General features: G+C 60.5%; 15 protein-coding genes. 9 read left to right on the top strand and 6 right to left on the bottom strand.

Features of this window, described 5'->3' with window-relative positions:
• Positions 1 to 128: 128 nt before the first annotated feature.
• Together ACGHIZ_RS11405 and ACGHIZ_RS11400 are read right to left on the bottom strand one after the other, a co-directional pair.
• Positions 129 to 1,112 carry a DNA/RNA non-specific endonuclease gene (locus ACGHIZ_RS11405; protein ID WP_368140518.1) on the bottom strand — a complete coding sequence of 328 codons (984 nt, stop codon included), beginning with the start codon at positions 1,110 to 1,112 and terminating at the stop codon, positions 129 to 131.
• Between the two features lie 380 nt (positions 1,113 to 1,492).
• Positions 1,493 to 2,371 (bottom strand): ATP-dependent sacrificial sulfur transferase LarE, encoded by an 879-nt coding sequence (locus ACGHIZ_RS11400; RefSeq protein WP_271747678.1) that lies wholly within the window; start codon positions 2,369 to 2,371, stop codon positions 1,493 to 1,495.
• A 173-nt stretch (positions 2,372 to 2,544) separates the two neighbouring features.
• Here ACGHIZ_RS11400 and ACGHIZ_RS11395 point away from each other — a divergent pair, with 173 nt between their 5' ends.
• Positions 2,545 to 3,195, top strand: coding sequence for an HAD family phosphatase (locus tag ACGHIZ_RS11395; protein ID WP_195920185.1), 651 nt, complete (start codon positions 2,545 to 2,547; stop codon positions 3,193 to 3,195).
• 113 nt (positions 3,196 to 3,308) lie between these two features.
• Here ACGHIZ_RS11395 and ACGHIZ_RS11390 read toward each other — a convergent pair whose 3' ends face one another.
• Positions 3,309 to 4,418, bottom strand: a complete 1,110-nt coding sequence (locus ACGHIZ_RS11390; protein WP_390448166.1) for a LacI family DNA-binding transcriptional regulator — start codon at positions 4,416 to 4,418, stop codon at positions 3,309 to 3,311.
• A gap of 313 nt (positions 4,419 to 4,731) precedes the next feature.
• Between ACGHIZ_RS11390 and glmS the strand changes: the two genes are divergently transcribed.
• Positions 4,732 to 6,579: a glutamine--fructose-6-phosphate transaminase (isomerizing) gene (gene glmS / locus ACGHIZ_RS11385; RefSeq protein WP_271747681.1), complete on the top strand. Its 1,848-nt coding sequence runs from the start codon at positions 4,732 to 4,734 to the stop codon at positions 6,577 to 6,579.
• A gap of 112 nt (positions 6,580 to 6,691) precedes the next feature.
• Here glmS and ACGHIZ_RS11380 read toward each other — a convergent pair whose 3' ends face one another.
• A complete protein-coding gene (locus ACGHIZ_RS11380; protein ID WP_050766156.1) occupies positions 6,692 to 7,393 on the bottom strand; it encodes a GntR family transcriptional regulator in 702 nt (233 codons plus the stop codon).
• A 193-nt stretch (positions 7,394 to 7,586) separates the two neighbouring features.
• On the opposite strand from ACGHIZ_RS11380, the gene ACGHIZ_RS11375 reads away from it, so the two are divergent.
• The 3 genes from ACGHIZ_RS11375 (at position 7,587) to ACGHIZ_RS11365 (ending at position 10,765) form a co-directional block, all read left to right on the top strand.
• Positions 7,587 to 8,621, top strand: coding sequence for a YeiH family protein (locus ACGHIZ_RS11375; protein ID WP_390448162.1), 1,035 nt, complete (start codon positions 7,587 to 7,589; stop codon positions 8,619 to 8,621).
• A 266-nt stretch (positions 8,622 to 8,887) separates the two neighbouring features.
• Positions 8,888 to 10,105, top strand: coding sequence for a helix-turn-helix domain-containing protein (locus ACGHIZ_RS11370; protein WP_390448159.1), 1,218 nt, complete (start codon positions 8,888 to 8,890; stop codon positions 10,103 to 10,105).
• A 240-nt stretch (positions 10,106 to 10,345) separates the two neighbouring features.
• Positions 10,346 to 10,765 (top strand): hypothetical protein, encoded by a 420-nt coding sequence (locus tag ACGHIZ_RS11365; protein WP_390448156.1) that lies wholly within the window; start codon positions 10,346 to 10,348, stop codon positions 10,763 to 10,765.
• A 64-nt stretch (positions 10,766 to 10,829) separates the two neighbouring features.
• On the opposite strand, the gene ACGHIZ_RS11360 is transcribed toward ACGHIZ_RS11365, so the two are convergent.
• Positions 10,830 to 11,351 carry a nitroreductase family protein gene (locus ACGHIZ_RS11360; RefSeq protein WP_196033289.1) on the bottom strand — a complete coding sequence of 174 codons (522 nt, stop codon included), beginning with the start codon at positions 11,349 to 11,351 and terminating at the stop codon, positions 10,830 to 10,832.
• A 294-nt stretch (positions 11,352 to 11,645) separates the two neighbouring features.
• On the opposite strand from ACGHIZ_RS11360, the gene ACGHIZ_RS11355 reads away from it, so the two are divergent.
• The 4 genes from ACGHIZ_RS11355 (at position 11,646) to ACGHIZ_RS11340 (ending at position 16,336) form a co-directional block, all read left to right on the top strand.
• Positions 11,646 to 11,936 (top strand): hypothetical protein, encoded by a 291-nt coding sequence (locus ACGHIZ_RS11355; protein ID WP_006235631.1) that lies wholly within the window; start codon positions 11,646 to 11,648, stop codon positions 11,934 to 11,936.
• A 179-nt stretch (positions 11,937 to 12,115) separates the two neighbouring features.
• Positions 12,116 to 12,616 carry a MarR family winged helix-turn-helix transcriptional regulator gene (locus ACGHIZ_RS11350; protein WP_196033292.1) on the top strand — a complete coding sequence of 167 codons (501 nt, stop codon included), beginning with the start codon at positions 12,116 to 12,118 and terminating at the stop codon, positions 12,614 to 12,616.
• The gene (locus tag ACGHIZ_RS11345) at positions 12,616 to 14,340 is read left to right on the top strand and encodes an ABC transporter ATP-binding protein (RefSeq protein WP_390448152.1); all 1,725 of its coding nucleotides are present in this window, start codon (positions 12,616 to 12,618) and stop codon (positions 14,338 to 14,340) included. The genes ACGHIZ_RS11350 and ACGHIZ_RS11345 overlap by 1 nt, the downstream gene beginning before the upstream one ends.
• Position 14,341: 1 nt before the next feature.
• Positions 14,342 to 16,336 (top strand): ABC transporter ATP-binding protein, encoded by a 1,995-nt coding sequence (locus ACGHIZ_RS11340; protein ID WP_390448149.1) that lies wholly within the window; start codon positions 14,342 to 14,344, stop codon positions 16,334 to 16,336.
• Positions 16,337 to 16,444: 108 nt separating this feature from the next.
• On the opposite strand, the gene cysE is transcribed toward ACGHIZ_RS11340, so the two are convergent.
• Complete coding sequence (cysE, locus tag ACGHIZ_RS11335; protein WP_118081701.1) at positions 16,445 to 17,149, bottom strand: serine O-acetyltransferase; 705 nt, start codon at positions 17,147 to 17,149, stop codon at positions 16,445 to 16,447.
• Between the last annotated feature and the right edge of the window lie 88 nt (positions 17,150 to 17,237).

Genomic DNA, 17,237 nt, shown 5'->3' with positions numbered 1-17,237 from the left:
GTGTGGTTTTGCCTGCAATGTGGACGCTGACGAAAAGGCCGCCCTGGGTAATCCAGGGCGGCCTTTTTTGATCCCATGGGGACGGAGGAAAACGAATCATTTTTGGGTTACGGGCGGTGCGGTCGGCACTAGTCTCCGGATGCCTGGTTGCGGCCGGTGGCGTAGTCGATCTGCACGTGCGGCTGCAGGTTGTAGCAGTACACGTGGAAGCAGAGGGTCTTGCCGTGGTCCTCGACCGATTGCGCCTCAAGGCGCACGCCGCGGCAGACAAGTTCCTCTTCGTTATACATGGGTGTGACGCGATAGAGCACGTGGTTGCCCGTCTCGCGGATGTAGCCGAGAATCTGCTCCTCAAACGGCAGCATGCCTGTCTCGTTGAGATAACGCGTGCCGGTGAGGAGATTCTTGCGGTTGGCGTTTTCGCCGCAGAGCGACCAGGCGATGAGATGGCAGCGGTTGTAGAGGCTCTGGCCCGGAATAAAGTCGTAGCGCTGCTGGCGCCATCCAGCGGGATGGATACGCGAGATATCGCCGCGCTCGCCTTGACCGAGTGATTCGGGGCCCACGCAGGCGAGCGCTTTGCGGGTGCGGCCCAGGCTGTCAAGCTTGGAGAACTTCTTAAAGCAACCCTCTTCTGTAGCGCGCTCGTATTCATCGAGCGTGAATGATGGTGTGCCGAGCGGGTGCGTGCTGTCGGCGCGCAGGGCAACGTAGGGGTTGCCGGCGTAGTCGGGAATGCTGCTGAGATAAACACCGCGGGCGCGGTTGAGGTCGGGGTTTTCGACCTCGTCGATGGGGGTGGCGGCGCTGTCCGCGGAAGCGCCGTCGCCGGTGTCGGTTGCGGCGGAATCGGAGCCATCGCCAGAGTCCTGGCTGTTTTGAGGGTCCGGGGAGCTCGCCGTTCCTGATTCGAGCCGATCGACCAGGTCCGCCTCGTCGTCGGTGCGGCTGGGACTTTCGTTTTGTTTTTCGGCCAGAGCTGCCGCCTGTTCATCACTTTGCGGCGACAACAACTTGGGCGCTCCGTCGAGCGACCCTGTGAACAGCGCAAACCCCAGCACCACGGCGGCGCCGATGGAAAGTACTTGCTTGTAGGCGGACTTGCGCGACATTGCGGCTCCTGGATGGACGGTTGGGAATCTACCAGTCTAGCAGGAGCCGACAGGGGCCGCTCCACCGAACAAATACTCAAGATTTGGGACAAACGCTACGGATTCATTTGCCTCATATGGAGCTGCGGCGGTTGTGAATGTGGGGCCATTCGGCGTTTCCCCAGATAAAACCCGCCAAAATAAACCTGTCCCTTATTGGCGGGTCAGTTAACGCAGTGCAGGTTGAGCATATGCGAGCGAGCGGTCTCCGGGTGCGGTAAGGTGACGTGAAACAAGCGGGCGCTGACCTTTTGGTCGCGCCCGTGAAGTTGAACGTCAGATTGCCGTGTCCGGAGCCCGCGCAGCGCCGAGCAGTTACGCCGTTTGTAAAACGGCGTAACCTAAAGGTTCATGTTGCCGTGAATGTAGGGGGTGACCTCGGGGGAGATATGGTCGCAGCCCAGCTCGCGCAGCGCGGACTCGATGGCGGCGGGCAGCAGGGTCTTGCCCTTGTCGTCGACGGCGGCACCGCCGAGGGTGGCAATCTTGGCGACATCTGCGGGTGCGGCCTCGATATGCATGCAGCCGCCGACCAAGCGCGCGCGTACCTGTGCCAGATCAAGATCGTGCAGGTAATCCTCGCAGGCGCGGATTAAATCGACTTTCTCGCGCGTAAGCTCCTCGCCCGTGGGGACGCGGGTGGCAAGACATGCTCCCGCCGGTAGGTTCCAAACGGGATAGCCCCATGCGCGCAGCAGCTCGCGCTCTTCGTCCTTGGTAAAGCCGACCTCCATAAGGGGTGAGCGTACGCCGAGCTCTTCTGCCGCGCGCATGCCGGGGCGGTAGTCACCGCGATCGCTTGCATTGCTGCCATCGATGACGGTGGGAAAGCCGAGCGACTTGGCGTGGTTGACGATGGCGGTAAAGCCGGCGTGCTTGCAGTGGTAGCAGCGATTAGCATCGTTGCAGGCTACTTGGGGGAGCTGCAGCTGATCCACCGAAAGATTGAGCACGGGGAGCTTAAAATGCGGCCCCTCATTGGCCTGCCCATCAACGGACTGCTCAAACGAAGCCTGCTCGGGCGTGCCGATGAGCGGCGTGGTGAGATGGACGAGAAGAGTATTGGTAGGCATGACGCGGGCGCATACGGCGGCCAAAAAGCTGCTGTCAACGCCGCCGGAAAACCCGATAGCCACGCGCCCGTATGCCAAAAGCAGCTGCTCGAGCGCCGATAGCTTGTCTTGAAGCTCCTCTGCGGGTGCCGTGGTGTCTAAAATCATGAAACGTTCCTTATCGTTGAGTACTCGATCGAAAACTATAATCCTAATGCGTTACTTGCCATAAGACTTCTATCTGTGTAACGAAAGTGCAATATGGTATATACGTTATATACAAGTTGCCAAATGCGGTAGAGTTGCAGCAACGCGACAGCGAGAGTCGATGGGGGACCGATATGATCAAGGCTGTTATTTTTGACATGGATGGAACGCTGGTCGATACCGAGCGTTTGGGGATTAAGGCCTGGAAGGCAGGCGCCGCTGAGCTGGGGCTCGCGATTGATGAAGCGCTGATCCATCAGTTTATCGGCCGCACGCTGCCCGATGTTATGGACATCCTCGATAAGCATTATGGCAGCCACGAAACCACCGAGGCGATCTATCGTCGCCACAAGGAGATTCGCGACGAGATGGTCAAGACCGAACTGGAACTTAAGGCCGGCGCCGCCGAGTGCCTAGACGAGCTGCTAGCTGCGGGCTATCACGTGGGCCTAGCGACGTCGTCGCGCCTCGTTACGGCCGAGCGCAACCTTAAGATGGTCGGTCTTTTTGACAAGTTTGAAACGGTAACGTGTGGCGAGGACGTCGTGCACGGCAAGCCCGACCCCGAGATGTATCTGCTCGCCTGCGAGCGTGCGGGCTTTGCCCCCGAGGAGTGCGCCGTGGTCGAGGATTCGCGCAATGGTTGCGTCTCGGGCATCACGGCCGGCTGCCACGTCTTTGCCGTCCCCGATATTGTGCCGCTGCCGCAGGACGTGGTGGATGGCTGCGAGGCCGTGCTCGATACGTTGTTCGACCTGGCGGCGGCAATCAAGACTGTGCGCTAGAAAATTGCGGCGTTGAAACGAGCGATTGCTCACGTTTGCGCTTAAGCAAAAGGGGTCCGGCAATGGTCGGGCCCCTTTTGCTTAAGCGACGACTTAGCATACTCGCGGGCGTGCTATAGATACGCACCGAGGTTGATGGCCGTGGCGTCGGTCTGGCTGCTTGCCTGGGTGCTGGCGCGTTCCAGTAGGAACGGACGTACCAGTTCTTGGCGGTTGATATCCTCGGCGGCGACTGCGGTGACGGTACGCACTGCGGAGCCGACACGGATATGCTTGATCTTTGCCGGGGCCTTGTTCTCGATTTGCTCCATCAGCAGTTGGACACCCTTGCGGCCAATCTCGTAGCCCGGGGGCGCTACCGTAGTGAGCGGGACCGATCCGCTCCAAGCGAGCGGGTTGCCGTCGCATCCGGCCACGCGTACTTGCCCGGGGACAGAGATGCCCTTGTCGACCAGTGCCGAAACGACACCCGAGGCCAACACATCGGTCAGGCCGACGACAAAATCGGGACGTTCGTCCGCGGGGCGCTCGGCGATTTGGGCACCGATGCCGTAGCCGTCGGCAGCGGTATTCCATTCGCCGGCGTCGATGACTTCGATCTTGATATCGGGGTGCAGGGCGAGCGCCTTATGAATGCCAAGGACGCGCAGGGTGAGTTGCATAAATGCTGCTCGGCCGACGACGACAATATGGTGCGCGCCGCGGGCGATGGCAAGTTCGGCAATGATGCGACCCTGGGCCTCATTGTCGGCCGCTACGTAGTAGCCGGACTCGGAGCAATGGATGTCCAGATGGACGATCGGCACGGGCATCTTGGTCATGGCGGGGTGCCAGTCGGGGGATGCCATGGGCTGAACCATGACGCCGGACATCTGGGTGCCCATAAAGTAGCGCAGGTAATGGTCCTCGAGAATATCGTCGTTATCGGCGTTGGCGATGAGCAAGTCGTAGCCGTGCTTGCGGGCCTCGTTGTGGGCGCCGCTGGCGATTTGGAGCGAAAAGCCGTGATCGAGACGGGGGAGCACCAGGCCAAAGGACTTGGTGGCGCCGCCCGCGAGCTGACGGGCGCTTTGGTTGGGCAGGTAGCCAAGGCGACTGATGGTCTCGTTGATGAGCTTGAGGGTCTCGGGGCGCAACTTTTCGGGATGGTTGAGCGCGTTGGAAACCGTGCCCAGCGAAACCCCGGCCTCGCGCGCGACGTCGCTGATTTTTACCTTTGCCATAGCGGCCCCTTTGATGCGTTTCAAGTACAAGCCAGATTGTAGCATCCCAAACCTACCAAAGAGGGATAGGTTTATTTTGGCAGGTTTTATCTGGGGAAACGCTGTTGCCAGCTCAAACCACCACGAAGGGGACAGGTGCTTTTGTGGTGGTTTGGACCGGCTGGACGTGTGTGCATCGGGTGGTATCTAAGTTGAGATACCACTTCTGGTATATCAGCTTGCGTTTGCGTGAGTACAATACTCGAACGTTATACGTCTCAGCGCCCCCTGTGCGTGGACGTCTTGCAGTCACGCGAACGAAGGGATTTATCCTATGTGCGGAATCGTCGGCTACACCGGCTCTGATATTGCAAAGAACATCCTGGTCACGGGCCTCAAGCGTATGGAGTATCGCGGCTATGACTCCTCGGGCGTCGCGCTCGAGGTGGGCGAGGGCGCCGCGGCGCACCTCGACGTCATCCGTCGCGTGGGCAAGGTCGCGGGCTTGGAGAGCGAGCTTTCCAACATTGACAGCGACGCTACCTGCGGTATCGGCCACACCCGTTGGGCCACCCACGGCAAGCCCTCCGTCGTTAACGCTCACCCCCACACCAGCTGCGACGGCCGTATCGCCATCGTCCACAACGGCATCATCGAGAACTTCGCCGAGCTGCGCGAAGAGCTGGAGGGTCGCGGCCACCACTTTAAGAGCGAGACCGATACCGAGGTCTTCGCGCATCTGATCGAAGAGGCTTATGCCGAGGCGCACGACCTGATGGCCTCCGTGCGCGAGGCTTGCACCCACGTGGTCGGTGCCTATGGTCTGGCCGCCGTGTGCGCTGACGAGCCCGGCGTGATCGCCGTGGCCCGCAAGGATTCCCCGATCGTAGTCGGCGTGGGCGAAACCGGCTCCTATGTTGCTTCCGATGTCATCGCGCTCATCGACGCCACCCGCGATGTCGTGGTGCTCGAGGACGGTCAGTTTGCCAAGCTCACGCCCGCAGGCGTCGAGTACACCGACGAGGCCGGCAACGTTATCGAGCCCAAGGTCACCCACATCGACTGGGACCTGGACATGGCAGAAAAGGGCGGTTATCCCGACTTTATGCTCAAGGAGATTCACGAGCAGCCGCGCGTCGTGCGCGACACGCTGGTTGGTCGTATGACGCCGGGCGGCGAGCTCGACATCGACGAGCTGGGCCTTTCGCTCGAGGAACTCAACGACATCGACCGCGTCTACGTGATCGCTTGCGGCACCAGCTATCACGCTGGCCTCATTGCCAAGAATCTCATTGAGGGCTGGGCTCGCATCCCCACCGAGGTGGAGGCGGCCAGCGAGTTCCGCTATCGCAACCCCATCATCACGCCGACGACGCTCGTCGTGGCCGTGTCCCAGTCGGGCGAGACGGCCGATACCCTTGCCGCCATTCGCGACGCGCGCATCAAGGGTGCCAAGGTCTTCGGCATCACCAACGTGGTGGGCAGCCCCGTGGCGCGTGAGAGCGACGGCGTCATCTACACCAAGGCCAACAAGGAGATCGCGGTCGCCTCGACCAAGAGCTTCATCGGCCAGGTCGTGAGCCTTACGCTTTTGGCTCTGCTGCTGGCGCAGGTCAAGTACCGCTTGACCACCAAGCAGGCGCGCATGCTGTTCCGCGAGCTTTCCGATACGGCCGAGCAGATCCAGTGGATTTTGGATACCCAAACCGAGGCCGTTCATGAGGCTGCCCTGCTGTGCAAGGACGCGCAGTCGGCGCTGTTCGTGGGCCGTGGCATGGGTGCCGCTATTTCCTACGAGGGTGCGCTCAAGCTCAAGGAAGTCAGCTACCTGCACGCCGAGGCATATGCCGCCGGTGAGATGAAGCATGGCCCCATTGCCCTGATCGACCCGGGCTTCCCTGTCATCGCTGTGGCCACCAAGAGCGCCACCTACGACAAGACCGTGTCGAACCTTATGGAGTGCAAGGCGCGCGGCGCCAAGGTCATCGTCGTTGCCACCGAGGGCGACGAGGAGATCAACAAGATCGCCGACTGCATCATCCGCGTGCCGGCAGTCCGCGACGTGTTCAGCCCCATCACGGCGAGCGTTCCTCTGCAGCTGCTCGCACGCGAGGTCGCCATCCTGCGCGGCTGCGACGTCGACCAGCCCCGTAACCTGGCGAAAAGCGTTACTGTCGAGTAATCGAGTTCCGTCATCCTAACAACTAAGGCCCGGCTCCGTTGCAGCGGAGCCGGGCCTTGTTGCATTTGACCAGATAAAACCTGCCAAAATGAACCTGTCCCTTTTTGGTAGGTTAGCGGAGCTTACTGGTCTCGAAGTACTCGGGGAACTGGTCCAGAACCTCGGTTTGGTTGCGGAACATCATGTGCAGGTGCTTGCTGACCAAAAAGCTCGCTTCGATGGGGTCGCGACCGGCGATAGCGCGGCGAATCTGCTTGTGCTCGTTCACGATGTCCTGATTGTCGAGAACCTGCGTGGCGGCGCGCAGCCAGCGGAAGCGCTCCAGGTCGGCATTGGTCTCTTCGAGCCACGACCACACGGTGCTGCGACATGCGATGCTAAAAATCATGTGATGCATGAGGTTGTCGCTCAAAAAGAAGCCGATGCGATCCTCCTCGGCCATGGCCTTTTCCTGCAGCACGATGGCGCGGTCGAGCTGCTCGATGCCGGCCGACGTGGCGCGCGCACAGCACTCCACAATCACCTGCTTTTCCAGATGCTCGCGGATGTAACAGGCACTCTCGGCAAGGGTGAGGTTGATGGGTGAGACGTAGGTGCCGCTCTGGGGCACGGTGCGCACCAGGCCTTCCTGCGCCAAGCGAACCAAAGCCTCGCGCACGGGCGTGCGACCCATATCTAGGTCGTCGCAAAGCTGCTTGACGCCCAGCTTTTCGCCCGGCTTGTAGTCCAGGTAGACGATTTTGCGTCGAATGGTGTGATAGGACTGGTCCTGTAGGCTCGTTTCCTGCTCGCCGACGTGCATCGATTCTTCCATAGCGCCTCGCAACTGTTCTATCAAACTCATATGTCAGTTGTTAATTATGCCGCGAATCAGCTCTCCGCGGTGGGTAATTCGGCTGTTGCCTGAGAACTATTGCGGCATCTTAGTCTGTGTTTGCGCAAGGCTGCGCTCAATGTTGCCGTATCATAAGCCGTCGCAAACGTGAAATAGAAAGAAGGAATCCCATATGCAACTGGCAAACATCGTACGCGAGCGCTGGAAAGGCGTCTTGTTCTGCCTGATCATCGCCATTCCCGCGACGTTGCTCGGCAAACAAATTGAGGTGGTCGGCGGTCCGGTATTTGCCATCCTCTTTGGCATGGTCCTGGCGCTCGTCTTTCCCAAGAATCGTCGCGAACAGCTCACCGCCGGCGTTACCTATACGTCCAAAAAAGTCTTGCAGTACGCGGTTATCCTGCTTGGCTTTGGCATGAACCTCTCCCAGATTCTGTCCAAGGGCGCCCAGTCGCTACCGATTATCGTGGCAACGATCTCGACCTCGCTTGTCATCGCCTTTGTGCTCTGCCGCGTTATGAATGTGCCGGGTAAGATCGCGACGCTTGTAGGTGTGGGTTCGTCGATTTGCGGCGGTTCTGCCATCGCCGCGACCGCACCCGTCATCGATGCCGACGATCGCGAGATTGCCCAGGCTATTTCGGTCATCTTCCTGTTTAACGTTATCGCGGCGCTCGTGTTCCCGACGCTCGGCGGCATGCTCGGGCTGACCAACGAGGGCTTTGGCCTGTTTGCCGGTACCGCCATCAACGACACCTCGTCCGTAACGGCTGCGGCGAGCGCTTGGGACAGCATGCATCCCGGCGCCAATGTGCTCGAGAGCGCCACGGTGGTCAAGCTCACCAGGACGCTGGCTATCATTCCCATCACGCTGGCGCTTGCTTGCTGGCAGATGCATCTGGCGCGCAAGGCCGGCGGCGACGCCAAAAGCACGTTCTCGCTTAAACGTGCGTTTCCCATGTTTGTGTTGTTCTTTGTGCTGGCGAGCGTGATCACCACGGTGCTTCAGCTTCCTGCGTCCATTACGGCGCCCATCAAGGAGCTGTCGAAGTTCTTTATCGTGATGGCCATGGCGGCTATTGGCTTTAATACCGATATCGTCGAGCTGGTCAAAAAGGGCGGCAAACCCATCGCGTTGGGCTTTTGCTGCTGGATTGGCATTGCATGCATGAGTTTGGGAATGCAGCACGTGCTGGGAATCTGGTAGAGAAGTAGCTGATTTGCGTGTTGCGTGCTGGCGAGCGCATTCTCACGGTGGAGCGATAGGAGCTCTTGCGGGTATGGCTTGTCCGCAGGTTGATAGGTCCCGAAGAGCTCTTATCGCCCCGCCAGGATGGCGATGCGGGGCAATTCATATACTCGCAGGACGGCGACTTTTGCCCTATAGTGTTTGGTGAGTAATATCGTTCAATTTTGAAACATTCGGTCGTGCGACCGTCGGCGGTTGCACGTCGCCGCGGACAGGGGCAAATCATGGATAGCGATGCCAAGCTGAACATCTTGACCGATGCCCTGGCTGCTGCCGGGGCATCGGCATTGGCAATCGATGCGCGTGGGGACGTCGCGATCTCGACCATGAATGACGCGGCGCTTGAGCGGGATGTGGCGGTTTTTGTCGCTGAGCGCCTCGACCGTATAGGAGACGGTGCGCGTCTGGTTATGGGGCGTGCGGGTGCGCGCCTGAGCCTGACCGTTCGCCCCACCGACAAAGAGGGCGGGGGCCTTTGGGTCGTCGTGGTCCGCAAGGTGCGCGGCGCCGCGGCGCATGCGGGTATCGAGTGGCTCAACGCCGACGAGGTTGAGGCCCGCTACGAATCGAGTGCGTACGGCATCGTTGAGGGGGCGACCTCGGTGGCTGCGCCGGTTGCAGAGAGTTACGCGCGCGGTGTGCCCCTTATGCTCGAGGGTGAGCTGGGAGCGGGCCAGGTCGAGATCGCCAAGCGCCTCTATCTGGACGGTCCTTTTGCCGGTCAGCCCTTTGTTTCCGTTGCGCTCGATGAGCTCACCGAGCGCGGTTGGCGCCATGTGCTCAAAAGCGCCGAATCGCCGCTGTTCCAAACGGGGCTGACCCTTTGCATTGAGGGCTGGAATGCGGTTGGCCCCCAGCGCCTCCGCGAGCTGGTCTCCACGATGACCGACACCGCGTTGGCGACGCGCTGCCATGTGGTGCTGACGGCGAATGACATGCCGGGCGGCGGCGAAAGTGATCAAGCCGCCTTTGTGACCGAGCGCTTCGCCTGTGCGGTGAGCGTCGCGCCGGCAATCGCCGAGCAGGGAGCCGCGTCGACGAAGGTCGCGCGCTATTTGGAATATCTCGCTGATGCATTTGGGACGGCAGCGCCCACGCTGTCTGCCGCGGCGACGAAGACGCTCGATGCTTACCGCTGGCCGCGCAACTATCTGCAGCTCCGCGAGGTCTCGGAACGACTGTATATATTGGTGGGGACGGGCACGGTGGACCGCGCTGTGGCGGAGGAAGTGCTCGCCCAAGAGGACGTGATTAAGACCGCAACCTTTGGCGCCCCGACGCTTGAAAGTGACCTGTATATCCTGCGACCGCTGGCCGATACCGAGCGAGATATCGCGCATCTGGTTGTAGACCATCTCCACGGCAACCGAACCCGTGCGGCGGAGGTGCTGGGCATAAGCCGTACAACGCTGTGGCGCTTGCTGAAGGACGATGACCGTTGAGCGAGGCGCCCGTGACCGCACGCGACACGTGTGCTACAGTCCAAAGCGTTATTGTTTCGATTTGGTTACGGCGTGCGAGGGCATATGGCTGAGACTTCAAAACCGAGCCGCAGAAGGCGGAGTGCCGCGCCGGTCAACCGACGCACAACATCGGTGACGTGGGGCAAACACGCCTCGGGGTTTGATGGCTCGTTCAAGCGCACTAAATACGGCTATCCTTCGGCAAGCGCCCGCTTGGCAATGCAGGCAGAGTCCTCGCTGTGGGGCCGCAAACGCGTGGTGGGCTCAAAGCTCAAGCACGACGGAACGCTCGGCTACATCAGCCGCGGGGCGGCTCGCCGCAGCGGGCTCAATCCCGCCGGCTGGCATCGCTACGTGCCGATCGTGGCCGCCGTTGCAGTGATCGTCATCGCGCTCGCTGCGCTCGGATATGCCGGCGGTGGCGCCAACTTGGACGCAATGTTTAAATCGCCCGAGCTCGCGCATGTAGGTACAGAAGTTGTCGAGGGCGCTCAGGCCCAGACGAGCGTCGCGCCCCAGCGCGGTATCGTTGCGGCGGCCTCTACCATCGCCGATGCGCAAAAGGACGAGGACGAACAGGGCGATGGCGCCGAAACGGCCCAGACGAACGAAACGACGACAACGGCGACGTCAATATAAGTTGCGAGTGGGGTAGCTAAAATAGCCCCGTCCCAAATTAGCTACCCCTGCTGACGTTCCTGTACTATTTCACGTACACCACGTTGTTGCGGCGCGGCTTTGCCTCGGGTAGCGTGTCCTCGGCGTAGCCAAGAATGCAGTTACCGACGCCGCGCAGGCTGCCGTCGGCGGGCAGGCCCCAGCTGGCCAGCAGCTCCAGGCCCTCGGGCGAGTCAAAGACCTCATGCGCGCGGTGAATCCAGCACGAATCGACACCCAGTGCATAGGCGGCGTTGAGCAAGTTGCCCATGGCGAGCGAGCCGTCTTCCAGATGTGTGGGCACGCTGCGGTCAACCAGCACCACCACAACGGTCTTGGCGCCATAGAAGGGGTCGCTGTTGCTGTCCATGACCTGGGCGTTGAGCTGTGAGAGATGCTCGACGGTCGCGGGGTCGGTGACGGCGACAAACGTCACCGGCTGGCGGCCCATGCCGCTCGGTGCATATTGGCCGGCTTCGATAATACGTGCAAGCTTTTCAGCCTCGACGGGACGATCGCTGTAGTTGCGGCAGCTGCGGCGGTGAATGAGTGCTTCGATAGTCTCCATGGTGTCTCCTTGCGGTGGCGTTGCAGATGCCCCGTTCATACCCGTCGGGCTTAAACGATAGACGGTCAATTGCCCGGCCAAAAGGATAGATTCCAATTGGGAAAGTAGGTTTGCATAAAAGTACCTTCAGAATGTGACAAACAAATGGGATGGTTAAACGTTTTATCCCGTCTACCCTGCGGTTTTTTACCACTTGCCTAAATGACGAACGCATAACCTTTGATAAAGGTTTTACTAAAGGAGTACCAACGTTTATCAATGCGCCGTGGTGGCGCCGGGCCAGGAGGTAACATCATGTTCCAGGCTGGAGATGTCGTCGAGACCGATTTCGAAGGATTTCTGAAGCTGCTGCGTTCCAAGACGCGCGCTTTCGTGTCGATCAACGATCACGAGTACTACATCACGCACACCGATGGCTATTGGCGTGTTCAGGATTGCGAGGCCCTCAACGACAAGGGCCACTTTACTGACTGCTCCGAGCTGGTCAACACGGTCTGCGAGGTCGTCGAGCTGCCGTGGATTGCCGGCAAGAGCCTGCATGACAGCTTCTCGGGTGCTACGGTCTATGAGGCCGTCGCTGCTTAACAGCCAACACTCGATATTCTCTCGCAACCGCCGGCGCCGCCCCCGCGCCGGCGGTCTTTTTTGTCGATATGCTTATGTAGAGCCGACCATAAACAACGAGCTTGTTGACGATAGTCAAAACTCGGACTAATGTAGAGATATTAATTGGTCAAAACTCGGACTATCGAATGGTGGGAGAGATGAATAGTGCAGTTAGCCCGGTCGATTTCGACCGGATGCTCAACGGGCTTGACCGTATCTATTCGGAGTTCGCGCGCGCCTGCGGTCTTTCGGACTGCGCCTACTGGATGCTCGTCGACACGAGTGCGGCGGGCGGAAGCGTTGCCGTGAGTCGGCTGACGAGTGAATGGTTCTACAGCAAACAGACCATCAATTCGGCGATCAAGACGCTTAGGGCGCGAGGGCTTGCGACGTTGGAGTTTGCCGAAGGTAGTCGTAAGAACAAGGTTGTGCGACTGACCGAAGAAGGCGTGCGGTTTGCCAAGCGCTACGCGTTGCCAGCGCAAAAAGCCGAGCAACAGGCATTCGAGGCGCTCGAGCCGTGGGAACAGCGCGAGATCATGCGCTTGGTCGGTAAGTTCTCCCATGTTCTTAACGAAGAGTGCGAGGCATTTAAACGGCAAGTGGCCGCTGAGAACGAGGCTGACGATAAGAGCGAAGGGGAGACATGCGACTCTTAATGAGGTTTATGAGGCCGTATCGCGGGCTGATTGCGGTGACGCTGTTTGCGGTGCTGATAGATAACGTCGGTACGCTGTTGGTTCCCACGATGCTGGCGAACATGGTCAACACCGGTATTACCACGGGCGATATCGACTATATTTTACGCAACGGCCTGTACATGCTTATCGCGACCGGCATGGCCAGCGGCGGCACGGTGCTGGGCTGCTATCTTTCGGCGCGCCTGGCCGCCAACGTGGCCTGCGATATCCGCAATGCCGTGTACGACAAGTCGCTCGAACTCGCGGCTAGCGACTTTGAGCGCTTTGGCACGGGTTCGATGATCACACGCTCGCTCAACGACATCAACGTGATTCAGCAAGCTGTCCTTCAGACGATTCAGTTGGTGCTGCCGGTGCCGTTCTTGGCCGTGGCAGGCATCATTTTTGCTTGGTTCATCGATCCCGCCATGGGCACGCTGCTGGGTGTGGTCGTTGCGATCGTGCTGGTGGCGGCGGTCTTTACGGTGGCTAACGCCGCGCCGATCTTTATGCGCCTGCAGAGCTTTATCGACCGCATGAACGTGGTGCTGCGCGAGAACATCGTGGGCGTGCGCGTCATCCGCGCATTTAACAAGGAGCGCCACGAGGAGCAGCGCCTGGACGAGGTGTTTAGCGATTACGCGGCCAACGCCATCAAGGTCAACCACCTGTTTGTGGGTCTCGACAGTTCCAGCTTCTTTTTGATGAATATCGCCGAGGTGGCGGTGCTGTGGGTGGGCGGCAACCGCGCGGGCGTCCACGCCATGCAAATCGGCAGCATCTCGGCCGTGTTGGAATACGCGATCTTGATCCTGTTCTTTGTGATGATGGCGCAGATGGTGATTCTGACGCTTCCGCGCGCTGCGGCGTGCCTCAACCGCGCGCAACAGGTGCTCGAAATCGAGCCGAGCATCGTGGACGGCAAGGCAACGCTGGGCGACGGGGCGCCTGAGTCCGCAGATGGTGCCGACGCGGTTGCCGTGTTCGACCATATGTCGTTCCGTTTTGACGATGCCGACGAGGACACCCTGTGCGACCTGAGTTTTGCCTGCCGCCGCGGACAGACGACCGCGATCGTGGGCTCAACGGGCTCGGGCAAGTCAACGGTGGCCAAGCTTTTGCTTCGCTTCCACGATGCCACGAAGGGCGCCATTCGCCTGAACGGCGTTGACCTGCGCGACCTTTCGCAAGGTGAGATTCGCGGGCATATCGCTTACGTGCCGCAGAAGGCGTGGCTGTTCTCGGGCACGGTGGCGAGCAACCTTCGCTTTGGTAACGAAGGCGCGACCGAGGGCGACATGCTTCACGCGCTTGAGGTTGCCCAGAGCACCTTTGTACTCGACCAACCGCAGGGGCTCGATACCCCGGTTGCCCAGGGCGGTACGAACTTTTCGGGCGGCCAGCGCCAGCGCCTGGCCATTGCTCGCGCGCTCATGAAGCGCGCCGACCTGTATATCTTCGACGATAGTTTTTCGGCCCTGGACTTTAAGACCGATGCGGCCCTGCGCCATGCGCTGCAGGACGAGACGCGCGACGCCGCGGTGCTCATCATCGCGCAGCGCATCTCGACTATTTTGCATGCCGACCAGATCGTTGTGCTCAAGGACGGCGAGGTCGTGGGCTTGGGCACGCATGGCGAGCTTATGGAAACCTGCGAGGTGTACCGCGCCATCGCGGAATCGCAAATGAAGGGAGGTGAGTAGCATGACCGGGGAGCTCAAGAAGCAGGGCGGCGTTGATGACGCCGCTGCCGCGGGACTGGTCGAGGAAACGGCTGCCGCGTCGACCGAGCTGGATGACGCCGCCAAGCGCGAGGCTCGCCGCCAAGCGCTCTACGAGGAAAACGAACGTGCCGAGGACGAGCGCGCCCGCGCCGAGGCAGAGCGTATGCGCGACGTGGACGACGAAGACGAGGACGAGACGCCTCGGGATACCTGGGCGACGGTGCGCCGCCTGTGGAGTGAGGCTGCCGGCGACCATTGGCGCTTCTATATCGTGTTCGCGAGCATTGTGTTCTATGTCATCTTTAACACCGCCGCGCCGGCATATAGCGCCCGCGTGATCGATGAGCTGTGGGGCCACATTCAGGTGGCGTTTGCCAACGACACCACCTTCAACATCACCTGGGAGAACTGCGGCAAGACCATTTTCGTCTACTTTATGATCTGGACTGCCGCTGCCTCGTTCTATGCGCTCCAGAGCTTTTTGATGTCGAGCGTCGCTGAGCGTCTCAATCTGCGCCTGCGCAACCGCATCGCGCAAAAGCTCAACCGTCTGCCGCTCGCCTATTTTGACGCGCATCGTCCCGGCGAGGTCGTCAGCCGCGCGACCAACGACCTGGACAAGATGTCCGAGAGCATGCAGCGCGGATTGCTGCAGCTGCTCGTGTCGATCGGCACGGTTGTTGGTGCTGTGAGCGTGATGTTCGTGTTCAGCGTGCAGCTTACGCTCGTCTTTCTGTTCTTTACGGCACTGTCGCTGCTGGTGACGAAGGTCGTCTCGCGCCGCACACACGATGTGACGGGCGAGCGCCAGGAGTGGGTGTCCAAGATTACGAGTGCGGTCGAGGAAGGCTATTCGGGCCGTCTGGTGATCCGCGCGTTTAACCGCGAACGCCAAAGTTCTGCCGAGGTGCACCAGGCCTCGGGCGAGCTGGCACGCGTGAGTGCCAAGGCCGACTTTATGATCAATGCTGTCGGCCCCGCAGTGCGCTTTATCGGCCGTTTGGCGCAGATCGTTATTGCGCTTGTGGGCTGCAGCATGCTGGTTGCCGGTCACATGACCGTCGGCGTGTTCCAGGCGTTCTTCCAGTTTATCTACGAGGCGTCCGAGCCCATGACGCAGTTGTCGTTTACCTTCAACTCGCTGCAGAGCGCGCTGGCGAGTGCAGAGCGCGTGTTCGACCTGCTCGATGAGCCCGAGATGGAGGCCGATCCGCTGCCGGACGAGGCCGCCAAGCTGCCGGGTCGCGTGGAGGGCCGCGTCTCCTTTGAGCACGTGCGCTTTGGTTATTCGCCCGACAAGCCGCTTATGCGCGACGTGTCGTTTACCGCCGAGCCGGGCCAGAAGATTGCCGTGGTGGGAACCACGGGCGCAGGCAAGACGACGCTCATCAACCTGCTCATGCGCTTCTACGAGATTGACGGCGGGCGTATTACGCTCGATGGCGTGGATACGGGCCGCATGGACCGCGGCGAGCTACGGCAGCAGTTTGGCATGGTGCTGCAGGACGCCTGGCTGTTCGATGGCACGATTGCCGAGAACATCGCCTACGGCTGCCCCGAGGCAACGCGCGACGAAATTGTGGCCGCCGCTCGTGCCGCGCAGGTCGACTTCTTTGTGCGCACCATGCCGCAGGGCTACGACACGCGCGTGGCCAACGATGCCGAGAGCATCAGCCAGGGCCAGCGTCAGCTGCTGACCATCGCACGCGTGCTGCTCAACAACCCGGCGATTCTCATCCTGGACGAGGCGACCTCAAGCGTGGACACGCGTACCGAGCTTGCCATCGGCCGTGCCATGGATGCGCTTATGCGCGGGCGCACGAGCTTTGTGATCGCACACCGCCTGTCGACGATTGTGGATGCCGACCTGATCTTGGTCATGGATCACGGCAACATTATCGAGCAGGGCACGCATAAGGAGCTGCTGGCTGCCGAGGGTGCCTACGCCGACCTCTATCTGAGCCAGTTCGCATAATGTGACAAAGGGACAGTCTCTTTGCCACATCACAAATAAGGCGCGCCGGGGGTGAATCCTCTGGCGCGCCTTTGCGTTGGCGTCAATGTTGTCGGTGGTCGTCCGCCTCTAGCGTTCGTCCACGAGCTTGGCGACGAGGGCCTTGAGCTCGGCCACCTCTCGCTCGAGTTCCTTGACGCGGCGGGCGTTCTCGGTGATGCCCTGGCGGTTGAGGGCACTCTGCTCGGCGGCGTCGTCGGGCATGTACTCGCGATGCTGCTTGGCGTCGAAACTCTCCTCAAACACGCGGCAGCCGTTGCGCTTGATGATGCGTCCCGGCACGCCCACGACGGTGCAGTTGTCGGGGACGTCCTTAACGACGACCGAGTTGCCGCCGATTTTGACGTTGTTGCCGATGCGGATGTTGCCGAGCACCTTGGCACCCGTGCCCACGGTGACATTATTGCCGAGCGTTGGGTGGCGTTTGCCGGTCTCGTTGCCGGTGCCGCCAAGCGTGACGCCCTGGTAGAGCACGCAGTTGTCGCCCACAATGGTAGTCTCGCCGATGACGACGCCCATGGCGTGGTCGATAAAGAAGTGCTTACCAATCTGCGCGGCAGGGTGAATCTCGACGCCGGTGATGTGGCGGGTGAGCTGCGAGAGCACGCGGGCGAGCGAGCGATGTCCGTGCTCCCAGAGCCAGTGCTCGGGCACGTGGTTCCACTTGGCGTGCAGGCCAGGATAGGAAAGGAAGATGACCAGACCGTTTTGCGCGGCGGGGTCCTGCGCTTGGACGGTCTTGATGTCCTCGCGAATGGTATTGATAAAGCTCACCGGCCGCCCTCCCTTAGCGCCATGGCAATGCGATTCAATAAAGTATAGCGATTCGCTAGGGATTAAAAAGGACAATCTTGGCGGCTTT

Source organism: Collinsella sp. i05-0019-G5, from assembly GCF_042851345.1.
In the GTDB taxonomy this organism is placed as follows: domain Bacteria; phylum Actinomycetota; class Coriobacteriia; order Coriobacteriales; family Coriobacteriaceae; genus Collinsella.
Note: the sequence above shows the minus strand (reverse complement) of the source record. Positions and strands in the feature narration are given on the sequence as shown.